General features: G+C 61.9%; 16 protein-coding genes. 9 read left to right on the top strand and 7 right to left on the bottom strand.

The window, feature by feature from the left end; translation table 11 throughout:
• Nucleotides 1-6: 6 nt before the first annotated feature.
• Nucleotides 7-1,464, bottom strand: coding sequence for an IMP dehydrogenase (gene guaB, locus AACH73_RS13655; RefSeq protein ID WP_338736297.1), 1,458 nt, complete (start codon nt 1,462-1,464; stop codon nt 7-9).
• 226 nt (nt 1,465-1,690) lie between these two features.
• Between guaB and AACH73_RS13650 the strand changes: the two genes are divergently transcribed.
• Both AACH73_RS13650 and AACH73_RS13645 read left to right on the top strand, forming a co-directional pair.
• Nucleotides 1,691-1,834, top strand: a complete 144-nt coding sequence (locus AACH73_RS13650) for a hypothetical protein (protein ID WP_338736296.1) — start codon at nt 1,691-1,693, stop codon at nt 1,832-1,834.
• 61 nt (nt 1,835-1,895) lie between these two features.
• Entirely contained in the window at nt 1,896-2,960 is a 1,065-nt protein-coding gene (locus AACH73_RS13645; protein WP_338736295.1) for a metallophosphoesterase, read from the top strand.
• A 1-nt stretch (nt 2,961) separates the two neighbouring features.
• On the opposite strand, the gene AACH73_RS13640 is transcribed toward AACH73_RS13645, so the two are convergent.
• The 3 genes from AACH73_RS13640 to AACH73_RS13630 all read right to left on the bottom strand — a co-directional run bounded on the left by AACH73_RS13640 (nt 2,962) and on the right by AACH73_RS13630 (nt 4,595).
• Complete coding sequence (locus tag AACH73_RS13640) at nt 2,962-3,441, bottom strand: polyhydroxyalkanoate granule-associated phasin (protein WP_272741640.1); 480 nt, start codon at nt 3,439-3,441, stop codon at nt 2,962-2,964.
• 26 nt (nt 3,442-3,467) lie between these two features.
• Nucleotides 3,468-3,803: a DUF1523 family protein gene (locus tag AACH73_RS13635; RefSeq protein ID WP_338736294.1), complete on the bottom strand. Its 336-nt coding sequence runs from the start codon at nt 3,801-3,803 to the stop codon at nt 3,468-3,470.
• A 75-nt stretch (nt 3,804-3,878) separates the two neighbouring features.
• On the bottom strand, nt 3,879-4,595 hold the full coding sequence (locus tag AACH73_RS13630) for an RlmE family RNA methyltransferase (RefSeq protein ID WP_338736293.1): 717 nt from the start codon (nt 4,593-4,595) through the stop codon (nt 3,879-3,881).
• A 90-nt stretch (nt 4,596-4,685) separates the two neighbouring features.
• On the opposite strand from AACH73_RS13630, the gene AACH73_RS13625 reads away from it, so the two are divergent.
• The 4 genes from AACH73_RS13625 (at nt 4,686) to queA (ending at nt 7,321) form a co-directional block, all read left to right on the top strand.
• Nucleotides 4,686-5,057, top strand: coding sequence for a hypothetical protein (locus AACH73_RS13625; RefSeq protein WP_338736292.1), 372 nt, complete (start codon nt 4,686-4,688; stop codon nt 5,055-5,057).
• A gap of 159 nt (nt 5,058-5,216) precedes the next feature.
• Nucleotides 5,217-5,684, top strand: coding sequence for a peptidylprolyl isomerase (locus AACH73_RS13620; protein ID WP_013480115.1), 468 nt, complete (start codon nt 5,217-5,219; stop codon nt 5,682-5,684).
• Between the two features lie 118 nt (nt 5,685-5,802).
• Nucleotides 5,803-6,228 carry a hypothetical protein gene (locus tag AACH73_RS13615; protein ID WP_338736291.1) on the top strand — a complete coding sequence of 142 codons (426 nt, stop codon included), beginning with the start codon at nt 5,803-5,805 and terminating at the stop codon, nt 6,226-6,228.
• 46 nt (nt 6,229-6,274) lie between these two features.
• Entirely contained in the window at nt 6,275-7,321 is a 1,047-nt protein-coding gene (gene queA, locus AACH73_RS13610) for a tRNA preQ1(34) S-adenosylmethionine ribosyltransferase-isomerase QueA (RefSeq protein WP_338736290.1), read from the top strand.
• A gap of 139 nt (nt 7,322-7,460) precedes the next feature.
• Here queA and AACH73_RS13605 read toward each other — a convergent pair whose 3' ends face one another.
• Entirely contained in the window at nt 7,461-8,594 is a 1,134-nt protein-coding gene (locus AACH73_RS13605; RefSeq protein WP_338736289.1) for an aminotransferase class I/II-fold pyridoxal phosphate-dependent enzyme, read from the bottom strand.
• Between the two features lie 72 nt (nt 8,595-8,666).
• On the opposite strand from AACH73_RS13605, the gene AACH73_RS13600 reads away from it, so the two are divergent.
• On the top strand, nt 8,667-9,173 hold the full coding sequence (locus AACH73_RS13600; RefSeq protein ID WP_338736288.1) for a GNAT family N-acetyltransferase: 507 nt from the start codon (nt 8,667-8,669) through the stop codon (nt 9,171-9,173).
• A 24-nt stretch (nt 9,174-9,197) separates the two neighbouring features.
• Nucleotides 9,198-9,788: a hypothetical protein gene (locus tag AACH73_RS13595; RefSeq protein ID WP_272741632.1), complete on the top strand. Its 591-nt coding sequence runs from the start codon at nt 9,198-9,200 to the stop codon at nt 9,786-9,788.
• Nucleotides 9,789-9,792: 4 nt separating this feature from the next.
• Here the strand turns inward: AACH73_RS13595 and AACH73_RS13590 are convergent, their stop codons facing one another.
• Nucleotides 9,793-10,335 (bottom strand): hypothetical protein, encoded by a 543-nt coding sequence (locus AACH73_RS13590; protein ID WP_272741631.1) that lies wholly within the window; start codon nt 10,333-10,335, stop codon nt 9,793-9,795.
• Nucleotides 10,336-10,428: 93 nt separating this feature from the next.
• On the opposite strand from AACH73_RS13590, the gene tgt reads away from it, so the two are divergent.
• Nucleotides 10,429-11,559, top strand: a complete 1,131-nt coding sequence (gene tgt / locus AACH73_RS13585) for a tRNA guanosine(34) transglycosylase Tgt (RefSeq protein ID WP_338736287.1) — start codon at nt 10,429-10,431, stop codon at nt 11,557-11,559.
• Nucleotides 11,560-11,595: 36 nt separating this feature from the next.
• On the opposite strand, the gene AACH73_RS13580 is transcribed toward tgt, so the two are convergent.
• Nucleotides 11,596-12,303: a hypothetical protein gene (locus tag AACH73_RS13580; RefSeq protein WP_272741629.1), complete on the bottom strand. Its 708-nt coding sequence runs from the start codon at nt 12,301-12,303 to the stop codon at nt 11,596-11,598.
• Nucleotides 12,304-12,348 lie beyond the last annotated feature (45 nt).

The following is a 12,348-nucleotide window of genomic DNA, read 5'->3' as shown; positions in this document are numbered from 1 at the left end:
ACTCCCTTACTGGCGATAGTTGGGGGCTTCGCGCGTGATCATCACGTCGTGGACGTGGCTTTCGCGCAGGCCCGCATTGGTGATGCGCACGAACTTCGCCCGCTTCTGGAACTCTTCGATGGTCGGTGCGCCGACATAGCCCATCGAGGCGCGTAAGCCGCCAACAAGCTGATGGATGACCGGGGCGATGGGGCCCTTGTACGGCACCTGACCCTCGATACCTTCGGGCACCAGCTTCATCGAGTCCTGTACGTCTTTCTGGAAGTAGCGGTCGGCCGAGCCGCGGGCCATGGCCCCGACGCTGCCCATGCCGCGATAGGACTTATAGGAGCGGCCCTGATAGAGGATGATCTCACCCGGCGCTTCCTCGGTGCCCGCGAACATCGACCCCAGCATGGCGGTCGAAGCCCCGGCGGCAATGGCCTTGGCCAGATCGCCCGACAGCTTGATACCGCCATCAGCGATGATAGGTACGCCTGAGTCTTTGGCGGCGCGCACGCAATCGGCCACGGCGGTCAGTTGCGGGACGCCGACACCGGCGACCATGCGCGTGGTACAGATCGAACCCGGCCCGATCCCCACCTTGACCCCATCGGCCCCGGCGTCGATCAGGGCGCGCGTCGCCTCATAGGTGGCGACGTTACCCGCGACGATCTGAACGTGGTTGTATTCGCGCTTGAGGCGCTCAACCGCCTGCCCGACCAGCGACGAGTGGCCGTGCGCCGTGTCGATGACCAACACGTCCACCCCGGCGTCGATCAGGAATTGCGAGCGCTCATAGCCGGCATCGCCGACGGTCGAGGCGGCCCCGACCAGCAGACGGCCGGACTCGTCCTTGGCCGCCGTCGGATAGGCCTGCGCCTTTTCCATGTCCTTGACGGTGATCAGGCCGACGGCGCGATAGGCGTCATCGACGACGATGATGCGCTCGATGCGGTGCAGCGCCATCAGTTCGCGCGCCTTGCTCTGGTTGACGCCCTCGGTCACGGTGATCAGGGCGTCGCGCGTCATCAGATCGGCCGCGGTCTTTGAACCGTCGCTTTCGAAGCGGATGTCGCGGTTGGTCAGGATGCCGACCAGCTTGTTGGTGTCGCGCTCTACCACCGGGAAGCCCGAAATGTGGCGCCGCGCGATGATGTCACGCACTTCGCTGAGCGTCGTTTCGGGGTGGATGGTCACCGGATTGATGACCATGCCCGACTCGTAACGCTTCACTTCGCGGATTTCCTCGGCCTGACGCTCATTGGACAGGTTGCGGTGGATGATCCCCAGACCCCCGGCCTGCGCCATGGCGACGGCCAGACGCGCCTCGGTCACGGTATCCATGGCCGAAGAGACCAGCGGGATGTTGAGTTTGATGGTGCGGGTGAAGCGGGTCTTCGTATCGACCTGAGTGGGCACCACGTCCGAGGGACCGGGCTCCAGCAAAACGTCGTCGAAGGTTAAGCCTTCGCGTATATCCATAAGGGACTCTCCATTTTGCGGGTTGGGCTTAAGCGAAACGCCGCGCCGCGTAAAGAGGGGGCGCGTCACTTTTGGGGAAATATTGTTTCAGACGTGCGTATCGCCCCCGCAAACCTTTGCTTAACCGTGTTTGTTGGCGGCCTGTTCAGCCTTTGCGGCTAAACTGTCCACAGCGGTCCTCTGGTCTGCCCGCCCCTCTTTGCCTGCCTCGTCTGAAAGACACCCCATGAGCCAGTTGAAAATCCGCACCGAATACTGCATCGCCTGCTGGCTGGTGGAACGGTCCTATGGGCTTACGGCCTTCTTCCGTCAGGCGCGGTTCAGGACGATGATGCGCGCCCACCGCCTGAAGCTGAAGCTGGCGGTTTAATTCCCGTTTCTTGTATCTGTCACAGAGGCGGATTAGCCTGCGGAGATTTCCGGAGGTACTGATGAAGCGTCTGTCGATCGTTGCGGCCCTTACCCTGTCCGCCAGTTTGAGCGGCTGTGCTTTGCTTCCCATCGCTGAGCCCGCGCGGGTCGATTTCGTCGTCATCAACGACACCCCCTATGACGATACCGACCGCGCCATGCTGGCCAGAGCCATACCGGCGGTGAAAGCGCAAACGCCTCCCTTTATCCTGCACGTCGGCGATACGCAGTCGGGCGGCGAAGTCTGCGGCCCGCCGGATGCGGCCTTTGCCAAAATGCTGTCTGATCTCAAGCCCATTCCGGTCTTTTACACCCCCGGCGACAATGAATGGACCGACTGCGACCGCAAGGACGATCCGGCGACGGGGCGCAAATTCTCGGAATTGCAAAGGCTGGAGGGCCTGCGTCAGCGCTTCTTTGCCACGCCGCCGGTCAGAGAGGCCAAATGGCACTATGTTCAGCAGCCGGACATGCCGGAAAACGCCCGCTTCGACTATGGGCGTTTCGTCGTGGTCACGATGAATGTGGTGGGCACCAATAATGGCCGGGACTCGGTGATGGGCGACGATCTGAGCGTGGCCGCCAGCGCCGCCGATGCGCGCGATGCCCATACTATGGCGTGGCTGAAAGCCGCCTTTGCCCATGCCCGCAAACGCGGTGCCGCAGCGGTGATCGTCGCCACTCAGGCCGATATGTTCAATGAAAAGGCCGAGGCGCGCTTTGTCCCCTGTCACGACGTGGCCGCCGACGACAAGCGCCTGTGCGATGGCTTCTTGCCGGTGCGCGCGGCCCTGATCCATGAAAGCCGCGCCTTCGGGAAGCCGGTCTTCCTGATCCACGGCGATACCTCGCCCTTTACCCTGACCCAGGGCGACCTGCCCGGCGACAGCCTGACCGACAAGGCCGCTAATCTGTGGCGGCTGAACGCGGCGGGCGATGCCGGATCGGACAAGGACAAAAGCTGGGGCGTGCGCGACGTGACCACAGTCAGCATCGACCTGTCCCGAATGCCGCCCCTCACCGCGCGTGGCCTGTTGACCGGCGAAGTGCCGGGCCGCGAGACGCCGGGCCCGGACGCAGATTGAGTTATTTGCGCTTTTTCAGACGCTTGGCATTGGCCACGGCGCGGCTATGCACCGGTTTCAGGCCGTGCTCGGTCAGGGCCGCCGCCTTACCCGACAGGTCAGCGGCGTGGTTGACACCGCGCATCACGCTGTCGGCCAGACGCGCCTGATGCGTCAGGGCCTCGGCCGCCGAACGGCTGGTGGCCAGCGCCGTCAGGCTGTGGCCCATATCCATCATGTTGTGAAAGGCCTGCGTGCTGACCTCGTGGTTGAGGTTCATCCAGTACTGGCTCATCGCCATCAGCGATTCGGTCCCGGCTTCGAGCTTTTCCTGCCCCATCAGGGTGAATTCGCGCTGATCCTCAGCACTGGGGATGGCGTCAGCATTGGCCATGCGGTTGACGCGATGGGTGATGACCTCCGCCGAAGCCATCAGCATTTCCGAACTTTTGAGCGCCAGAGACGTCCAGGCAAAGAACGGATTAAGCGGTAATTGGGTCATTCGTTTCCTTGGGGTACGCATACTGTTTATGGAGCCTCTTCGGCTCTGGTTATGTTCCGGTACAGAGATAACACAGGAACACGAAAACCATAATAATTTATGCGGTAGCGGCCGGGCCGGTTCAGCTTGCCCTGAAGATCGGAAGAATCGAACTTCAGATAGTGCAGGCTGTCCGTATTGCGGAAGGTTCCCGAGGTGGTGAAGACCAGATAGACGTCTCTGCCGCCTTCACGCTTGGTGGTTGTCCCCGTCACCTCAACCACCGCCTCACCGTGGCTCCAGTAGGGCGTCGTTGCCCAGCCCAGCACCGCCACGGTCAGAACCGCCAGAACGGTCAGACCTATCGTTTTCAATCGTTTCATCGTGCGCCCTCTTCTCCCCGGCATTTCGGGGGGCGCGGGCTAAAGAGGCAATATGGTTCCTTACCCCTTGAAGCCCTAGCCCTTGAAACCTTGCGCCACGATGTAGATTTCCGACGAATCCGCCCGGCTCGATTTCGGCTTGAAGTGCTTCACATCGCGGAAGGCGAGTTTCAGCTTGAGCAGCAGATGCTCCGTCTCACCGCCCTGAAAGGCCTTGGCGACGAACGCGCCACCCGGCTTGAGATTATCCAGCGCGAAATCCGACGCCAGTTCCAGAAGCCCCATGATCTTCAGGTGGTCGGTCTGACGGTGGCCGACCGTATTGTGCGCCAGATCGGACAGCACCACGTCCGGCTTATCACCCATCATCTCCATCAGCCGCCCCGGAATGGCCGGATCGGTGAAGTCGGCCTCGATCATATCCGCACCGGGAATGGAATCGACGGGCAGCAGATCCACCCCCACGACGTGCGCCGCCCCGCGCGACTTGGCCATCTGCACCCAGCCCCCCGGCGCGCAGCCCAGATCGACCACGCGCGAACCGCGCCTGAGGATGTGAAACCGATCGTCGATTTCCTGTAGCTTGAAGGCCGCACGCGAGCGCCAGCCCTCGGCCTTGGCCTTTTGCACAAAGGGATCGTTCAGTTGGCGCTCCAGCCACTTGGCCGAGGATTGCGTGCGTTGCTTGGCGGTCTTGACCGCCGTATGACCCTTGGCGCGACCGGACAGGTTGCCGCCTTCGGGCGGCTTCACCATGCGGCGGCGCGGTTCTTCGGGGGTATCGTTACTCATGCGGCGTCTATAACGGGTTTTGTCGCACACGGAAAATCATTTTGCCTTTATGTCCGGGCCGATAAGCTCAGGCGCAAAAGGAGAGTCCCCATGCGCCTGACGCCCCTGCTCGCCCCCGTGCTGATCGCGGCAGCCTTAACAGCCTGCAAACCCGTGGCCGTCAGCGAAGCGGATCAGTCCTACGCCACCGCCGAATCCGTGGCCGCCGTCGATGCGTCCGAAGCGCCTCTGGCCTATGCCGAACCCACGCTGAACCCCAAAAGCGCCTCGACCGCCACCTGCCTGGAGGAAAAAGGCCAGCTCGAAGCCGACAAGCTGGTGCAGCGCTGCCGCACCGTCAGCCCGGCGACGCACCCGCCCTGCAACGTCAAAAACCCATGTCCAATGATTGAGGGCGAGATCAGGCGCTCCTGCGCGCTTTACGGGGCCGATGAGCAAAAGCCCGCCGAATGCACCGGATAGGATTTGTCAAAGCCCGACGAATAGCCTATTTCAGCCGCAAACCTTGAGCATCCGCCGGCTCAGTTGAGCCGCCGTATCGCTCAATTTTTTTACAACGCCTCATGTTTTTCCGAAAAGTGGTGCCCACTTTTCGGCATGAGGCTCTAAACTGGAGCCCCCATGTCCGAAGATCTGGAAAACACCCTCATCCTGACGCTGGAAAGCGGTGACGTGCGTATCAAGCTGCGCCCCGACCTCGCCCCCAACCACGTCGCCCGCATCAAGGAACTGTGCCGTCAGGGCTTCTATGACGGCATCGTCTTCCACCGCGTCATTCCGGGCTTCATGGCTCAGGGCGGCGACCCGGAAGGTCAGGGCTATGGCGGCTCGGGCAAGAAGCTGAAGGCCGAATTTTCGCGTGAGCCGCATGTGCGCGGCGTCTGCTCGATGGCGCGCTCGCAAAACCCCGATTCGGCCGACAGCCAGTTCTTCATCTGCTTTGCCGACGCCCGCTTCCTCGATGGCCAATACACCGTCTGGGGCGAAGTGACCGAAGGCATGGAACACGTCGATGCCCTGCCCAAGGGAGAGCCGCCGCGCGCGCCGGGCAAGATCGTCAGCTTCAAGGTCGCTGCCGACGCCGCCTGAGCCGCGTAAGCCCGCTTTGACAGAACCCACCGGTCGGACACCTGTCCGGCCGGTTTTTTGTTTGTGAACAAGGTGTCCTTAGGTTAAGACAGAGCGTAACCCTCCCGGAGCCTGAACCATGCCCCCACGCTCCCGCCTCAACTTCTCGCAGAACGACGAACAGAAGCGCATCACCATCCGCTATATCGGCGATCTGGATGGTCAGGAGATCGTCAGCGGCATCGCGCGCTATCTCGAAACCGTGGGTGAGGTCTGGCTCTACGACATCATTATCGACATGCGCCGCTTCGAAGGCTTCGTCCCCTTTGATGAACTGGGGCGTCTGGCGCGGCAGTGGGCCACCATCGCGCAGGGCCGCGACATGGGGCGCAAGGTGGCGATCATCAGTCAGGACCCGCTGGTTCTGGCGCGTGCGAAGGCCTATCCGGTCACCTTCCCCACCCGCGTCATCCGCATCTTTGCCGAGATGATCGACGGCGAAAACTGGATCGAAGGCAAGGAAACCGCCACACCCGCCGCACAGGACGCCCCACGCGCCTCGTGATTTGAGCGCTCTTGCTTTTTGGGCCGCAATCGCCTTTTAAGCAGGCATGAAGGTTTCCGATTTCGATTTTGACCTGCCCGAGGATCGCATTGCGCTGCGGCCCGTCACCCCGCGTGAGGCCGCCCGCCTGCTGCGGGTCGATGGCGAGGTGCGCGAAGATTGGCGCGTCGGCGACCTGCCGTCGCTTTTGAAGGCCGGTGACCTGCTGGTCATCAACAATACGCGCGTCCTGCCGACGCAGCTCAAGGGCAGCCGTGAGCGCGACGGCCAGAGCGTGGCGTTCGAAGCCACCCTGATCAAGTCGCTGGATGGCCAGAGCTGGCAGGCCTTTCTGAAGCCCGGTCGCCGTATCCGCGAAGGCGACACCCTGCGTTTTGACGACCTCAGCGCGCGTGTCCTGTCAAAAGACGAAGACGGCGTCTATGTCTTGCGCTTCGAGCAGGCGGCGTCTGAGGTATTGAACGGCCTGCACCGGCTGGGCGGGATGCCGCTGCCGCCCTATATCCGCTCCAAACGCCCGGAAGACGAACAGGACAAAAGCGACTATCAGACGGTGTTTGCCCGCGACGAAGGCTCCGTCGCCGCCCCCACCGCCGGGCTGCATTTCACGCCGGAACTGCTGCAAGCGCTGCGGGACAAGGGAGTGCTGTTCGAAGAAGTCACCCTGCACGTCGGTGCCGGCACCTTCCTGCCGGTTAAGGTCGAAGACACCAAAGACCACAGGATGCACGCCGAATTTGGCGTCGTCTCAGTCCACTCCGCCGCCCGCATCAATGCCGCCCGCGCCGCCGGGGGCCGCATCATCGCCATCGGTACCACCGCTCTGCGCCTGATCGAAAGCGCCTGCGATACCGAGGGCCACATCCATCCGTTCAGCGGCGACACCGATATCTTCATCACGCCGGGCGTGCCGGTGCGTTCGGCCGATATGCTGTGGACCAATTTCCATCTGCCGAAATCGACCCTGTTCATGCTGGTCTGCGCCTTCGCCGGCACCCAGGCCATGAAGGCGGCCTATGCACACGCCATCGACAGCGGGTATCGCTTCTTTTCGTATGGCGATGCGAGCTTGCTCAGCAACCGATCGAAGTAGGATGCAGGGGCCGCAGGCCCCTGCACCCCAGAACTTGGAGCGCAAACATCGACGATAGAGCGCGAAATGTAATGGGGTGCAGGGGCGCTTTTTTGTGCGCTACCGCTTCGCTGTTTGAGCGTGGGCCCCTGCCCTTCTCTTAGTTTGTTCTCGCCTTAAACCACGGCACCATACGGGTGATCGCGTCCTCGACCTCAGCCGTAGAAACGGCGAAGCTGAAACGGATAAAGTGGTGCCCTTCGACCGGGTCGAAGTCGATGCCGGGTGCGGTGCAGACGCCGGTATCGTTGAGCAGCGCTTTGCAGAAGGACAGGCTGTCGTCGGTCAGGTGCCCGATATCGGCATAGATGTAGAAGGCCCCGTCGGGCGGCGCGATGCGGCTCAGCCCCAATTGCGGCAGGGCGTCGAGTAGAAGGCGGCGGTTGCGGCGATAGGTTTCGACGTGCCCGTCCAGTTCAGAGCGGCTGTCGAGGGCGATCAGCCCGGCGTGCTGACTGAGCGACGGCGCGGTCAGGAACAGGTTGCCGACATAGGCACGCGCGGCGGCAATCTGCCTTTCGGGGGCCAGACACCAGCCCAGCCGCCAGCCGACCATGCTGAAATATTTGGAGAAGCTGCTGACCACCCAGGCGTCTGGCGCGTATTCGAGCAACGACCGCGCCGGGGCCTCATAGGTCAGGCCGTGATAGATTTCGTCCGACAGGATGCGGATGCCGCGCACCCGGCACACCTCGGCGATGGCCTTGAGTTCGTCCGGCCCGATCACCGTGCCGGTCGGATTGGCCGGGCTGGCGATAATCACGCCGTCCGGCGCCGGATCGAGCGTGCTCAAAGCCTCGGCGGTCAGTTGAAAGCGCACCTCCGGCCCGCAGGGGATTTCGACGGGCACCATGTTCAGCGCCTTCAGCACATTGCGGTAGGCGACATAGCCGGGCCGCGCCAGCGCAATACGCGCACCCGGCTGAAAGCCCGCACTGAGCGCCAGCACCAGAGCGGGCGACGCCCCACAGGTGAGAATAAAGCGCTCCGGATCGACGCTGACGCCGTAGCTGTCGAGATAATGCTTCGCCAGCCGCGCCTTGAGCGGCGTGCTTTCCCAATAGCCCATACCGTCGCTGTCGAGAATGCGATGCGCCTGCTCAATGGCGGCTTTCGGCGCGCCGGTGGAAGGCTGTCCGAACTCCATATGGATGATGGAGCGCCCCTGATCCTTGAGGGCGTGGGCCAGCCGGCTGATCTCTATGGCGTAAAAGGGAGCGATGTCTGCGGTCATGCCCGCTTATACCCCATCGGCCACCGCACGCCAGATTGCCGTTTCGAGAAAAGCGAGATACCGATGGGAGTCATGATCGAAACCCCTCGCCTGATCCTGCGCCCGCACGTCCTTGAGGACTATAACGGCCTGTGTGCCATGTTCGGCGACCCGGACTTTTACCGCCTGTCGGGCCTGACTCCGCAGTCGCCGGAAGAGGTGTGGCACCGCCTGCTGCGCTATATGGGGCACTGGACGGCCTTTGGCTGGGGTCTGTTTGCCGCTATCGAAAAGGACACGGGGCGCTTTGTCGGCGATACGGGGCTGGCCGACTTCCACCGCGGTCTGGGGCCTGACTTCGATCTGTCACCGGAAGCGGCCTGGGCCATCACACCCGCCTGTCAGGGGCGCGGCTATGCGCTGGAGGCCGTGCGCGCCGCCCACGACTGGTTTGATGCCACCCACCCGCAACGCACCGTGTGCATTATCGACCCGTCCAATAGACCGTCGCAAAAGGTGGCCGCGGCTCTGGGGTACACAGCCTTTGCCGACACAACCTATAAGGGTCACAAAGTCACCCAATTCGAGCGGTATCCCTGAACCCCAAGCCGAGGGAGGGTATGCGTGACGATTGGCATGGGGATATTGTGGGGCGGTCTGTTAGGGGCACCTGTGTTGGCCTATCTGGTACAACGCTTCGGGCGGCCCCAAAACCACACGCTTCTGCCCCTCTCCTTCGCGGTTCTGGCTGTGGTTGCCCTCGCATGGGCCGTGGGTTTGCGCTTCACCTCACCCCTCGCCAATCTGATGGCCTTGGCGCTGGCCTATACGGCCTATGCCTTTCTGGCGTGGGAAGGCTGGGGGATAGGCGACAAACGCATCGGGTTACGTATGATCCTCAAATTCGTGACCGTCCTGCCGATTGTGTTCGGGTATTTTATGGCCACCATCGGCTTACTGGGTCTTTCGTTCCTGTTCGGCGACTTCACCGGAAAGCCCGGCCACGCCGAAACCCTGGCACCCGGCATTGGATGCGAAATTCGCACACAATCGGGCGGGCCGTCATGGGGCACCACGGCTGTCTCCGTTCACCGCGAACTGACGCCGTTTTTGCGTTGGGAACGCGCTCATCAGCGCCTTTCCGAGGAAGAGGCTGTTTACAGACGCGCGTCTGATCTGTGCAGAGACGCCTACACCAAATGGCAAAACAGTTGATTTTTCAATGTTTTGCTAGTGGCACAATCCGCTTTGCACAATATTGGCGAAAAGGTCCGGATTTCATGTAGTCGGGCGCGGGATATAGTCGGCTGTAGTCCCCCCGCTCCAGCGGACGTGAAAGCACCGGATTTCGATTGACAGCACGCACTACCAAAAAAGTGCCCATGAGCCCCTCTACCAAACTACCGGACTTAGGGAACCGTGCTTGCGCCCATCCTGAATACTCAGAGGTCACCTTTTGTAAGGGCGCTTCAATACGGAACATATCCGTTTCAATCGCTAAGCTCTGAAGGTCTTCGGGATCAATAACAGGCCCGTTTACGTCACTCCATAAACGTATCCCTCTCGCTTCGACACTCAGATCGCCGTTGTCCTCACAGGTCAAAGACAGCTCTTCATAAGGGTAACTGCCGCTATCAACGTCATAGAGAACCAAAACACCTTCATTTGCGCGGTCGTAGCGCCATTCCAGTTTTTCTTTGGCGTGGGCGATGGGGGTGAGAAGAACAAAACTTACGCCTGCGACCCATAGGTATATCTTCATCACTCCCTCCCTCGTTGTATCAGAAGGTGCAACTTCGACAGCCAACTTGCAACGGCTTTGACTTAAATACTGAGGCCGTCTAATACCCCGCCCATGTCCGCATTCCCTTTTGAAATCTCCGCTTCCGATGGTCAGGCCCGCACGGGCGTGCTGAAAACGCCGCGTGGCGACATCCCGACCCCCATCTTCATGCCGGTGGGCACCGCCGCCACCGTCAAGGCCCTGACGCTCGACATGGTGCGGCAAAGCCATGCGAAAATCATCCTCGGCAACACCTATCACCTGATGCTGCGCCCGTCGGCGGAGCGCGTGAAGCGACTGGGTGGCCTGCACAAATTCATGGGCTGGGACGGCCCCATCCTCACTGATTCCGGCGGCTTTCAGGTGATGAGCCTGTCGCAGATTTCCAAAGTCACCGAAGAGGCCGTCACCTTCCAGAGCCATATCGACGGCTCAAAGCACGTCCTGTCGCCGGAACGCTCGATGGAGATTCAGGCCGACCTGCTGGGTTCCGACATCGTCATGCAACTCGATGAATGCGTCTCATGGCCCGCCGACGAAGCGCGCGCGCAGAAGGCGCTGCAACTGTCGGCGCGCTGGGGGCTGCGGTCGAAACAAGCCTTCGGGCAGCGCGACACGCAGGCCCTGTTCGGCATTCAGCAGGGCTCGACCTTTGAGCGCTTGCGCCGGGAATCGACCGACCGCCTGCTGGAGATCGGCTTTGACGGCTATGCCATCGGCGGTCTGGCCGTCGGTGAAGGCCATGAGGCCATGTGCGACACCCTCGAATACTGCGCGCCGCTCCTGCCGTGGGATAGTCCGCGCTACCTGATGGGGGTGGGCAAGCCGATTGATCTGGTCGAAGGCGTGGCGCGCGGCGTCGATATGTTCGACTGCGTATTGCCGACCCGCTCTGGCCGCCACGGTCAGGTGTGGACGTGGGAAGGCCCCATCAACATCAAAAACGCCCGCTTTGCCGAAGACGACACGCCGCTGGACGCCACCAGCGACTGCCCGGCCAGCCGCGACTATTCCAAGGCCTATCTGCACCACCTGTTCAAGGCCGAGGAAATCCTGGGTCAGGTGCTGCTGAGCTGGCACAACATCGCCTTTTTCCAGGCCCTGATGATCCGTATGCGCGCCGCCATCGCGGCCGGTGAGTTTCAGGCCTTCCGCAAATGGTTCCATGAGACGCACCTCAAAGCGCCCCATCTAAACGGATAGGGCGCCCTGGTCGCTCGCTTTAACATATCGGCCTAATTATTTGCGGCGATTGACTTTTCGTTGCGCAGGCGTGCCCGGCTCTTCCACGACCTCTTCGATCGTCACGCGGGCCTGCTTCGGCACGAACCACGACGGCGCGGCCGGCGGGGCGCAGTTCTTGTTCATGCCGATGCCTTTGAGGTAGGCGCGGCGCACATTCCCGGCGGCGATGGCGCGATCCATGGCCTTCTGATGCTTTTCAGCGCCGGTCATCTTGCGGATCAGGCCGCGCATAGGCAGGACATCGGTCGCCGCCGAGCGCACCGCCGTCAGGGTCGCATCAGATGCCATCTTGCCGCCGCGCGAGGTCATGGTGCCCTCCGGGGCGGGCGGCTCGTCGAAGTCCGGCCCAAGCGCCTGATCCAGAAGGGCCACTTCGCCGGCAATGGATTCACAGCGTTCCAGATTGGCCAGATCGTAGGTGTTTTTCGAGGCCCGCACCAGAACCGGCGGGATTTCCTTACGCTTCAGATTAAGATCGACCAGAGGGGCGGAGATGGCCTCCCCGAATCCGTCACCGACATCCGTCGCGCTCTTGCGCATGGTCTGGGTCAGGGTGGGGTCATCCGGCGTTTTAGGGTCATCCGCATGTACAGGACGCGATTCGACGATGTGCACCTTATCCGGCTTGCTGGCGCAGGCACTCAGGGGGCCGAAGAGGCACGCGATCCCGCCAACGGCCGAAGCGATACGCCAAATCCTCATTCTTTTAGTCCCTCCACGCACCCTGCTGTACGCCATTTATCTACA

This window comes from Asticcacaulis sp. DW145, from assembly GCF_037101385.1.
Taxonomy (GTDB): domain Bacteria; phylum Pseudomonadota; class Alphaproteobacteria; order Caulobacterales; family Caulobacteraceae; genus Asticcacaulis; species Asticcacaulis currens.
This window is presented reverse-complemented; position numbering and strand designations above follow the sequence as displayed.

Coding starts and splice junctions, on each gene's coding strand:
- AACH73_RS13605 (WP_338736289.1), bottom strand. CDS start 8,594: ATGACCGCAGACATCGCTCCCTTTTACGCCATAGAGATCAGCCGGCTG.
- AACH73_RS13640 (WP_272741640.1), bottom strand. CDS start 3,441: ATGACCCAATTACCGCTTAATCCGTTCTTTGCCTGGACGTCTCTGGCG.
- tgt (WP_338736287.1), top strand. CDS start 10,429: ATGTCCGCATTCCCTTTTGAAATCTCCGCTTCCGATGGTCAGGCCCGC.
- guaB (WP_338736297.1), bottom strand. CDS start 1,464: ATGGATATACGCGAAGGCTTAACCTTCGACGACGTTTTGCTGGAGCCC.
- AACH73_RS13615 (WP_338736291.1), top strand. CDS start 5,803: ATGCCCCCACGCTCCCGCCTCAACTTCTCGCAGAACGACGAACAGAAG.
- AACH73_RS13645 (WP_338736295.1), top strand. CDS start 1,896: ATGAAGCGTCTGTCGATCGTTGCGGCCCTTACCCTGTCCGCCAGTTTG.
- AACH73_RS13580 (WP_272741629.1), bottom strand. CDS start 12,303: ATGAGGATTTGGCGTATCGCTTCGGCCGTTGGCGGGATCGCGTGCCTC.
- AACH73_RS13600 (WP_338736288.1), top strand. CDS start 8,667: ATGATCGAAACCCCTCGCCTGATCCTGCGCCCGCACGTCCTTGAGGAC.
- AACH73_RS13630 (WP_338736293.1), bottom strand. CDS start 4,595: ATGAGTAACGATACCCCCGAAGAACCGCGCCGCCGCATGGTGAAGCCG.
- AACH73_RS13635 (WP_338736294.1), bottom strand. CDS start 3,803: ATGAAACGATTGAAAACGATAGGTCTGACCGTTCTGGCGGTTCTGACC.
- AACH73_RS13650 (WP_338736296.1), top strand. CDS start 1,691: ATGAGCCAGTTGAAAATCCGCACCGAATACTGCATCGCCTGCTGGCTG.
- AACH73_RS13625 (WP_338736292.1), top strand. CDS start 4,686: ATGCGCCTGACGCCCCTGCTCGCCCCCGTGCTGATCGCGGCAGCCTTA.
- AACH73_RS13590 (WP_272741631.1), bottom strand. CDS start 10,335: ATGAAGATATACCTATGGGTCGCAGGCGTAAGTTTTGTTCTTCTCACC.
- AACH73_RS13620 (WP_013480115.1), top strand. CDS start 5,217: ATGTCCGAAGATCTGGAAAACACCCTCATCCTGACGCTGGAAAGCGGT.
- queA (WP_338736290.1), top strand. CDS start 6,275: ATGAAGGTTTCCGATTTCGATTTTGACCTGCCCGAGGATCGCATTGCG.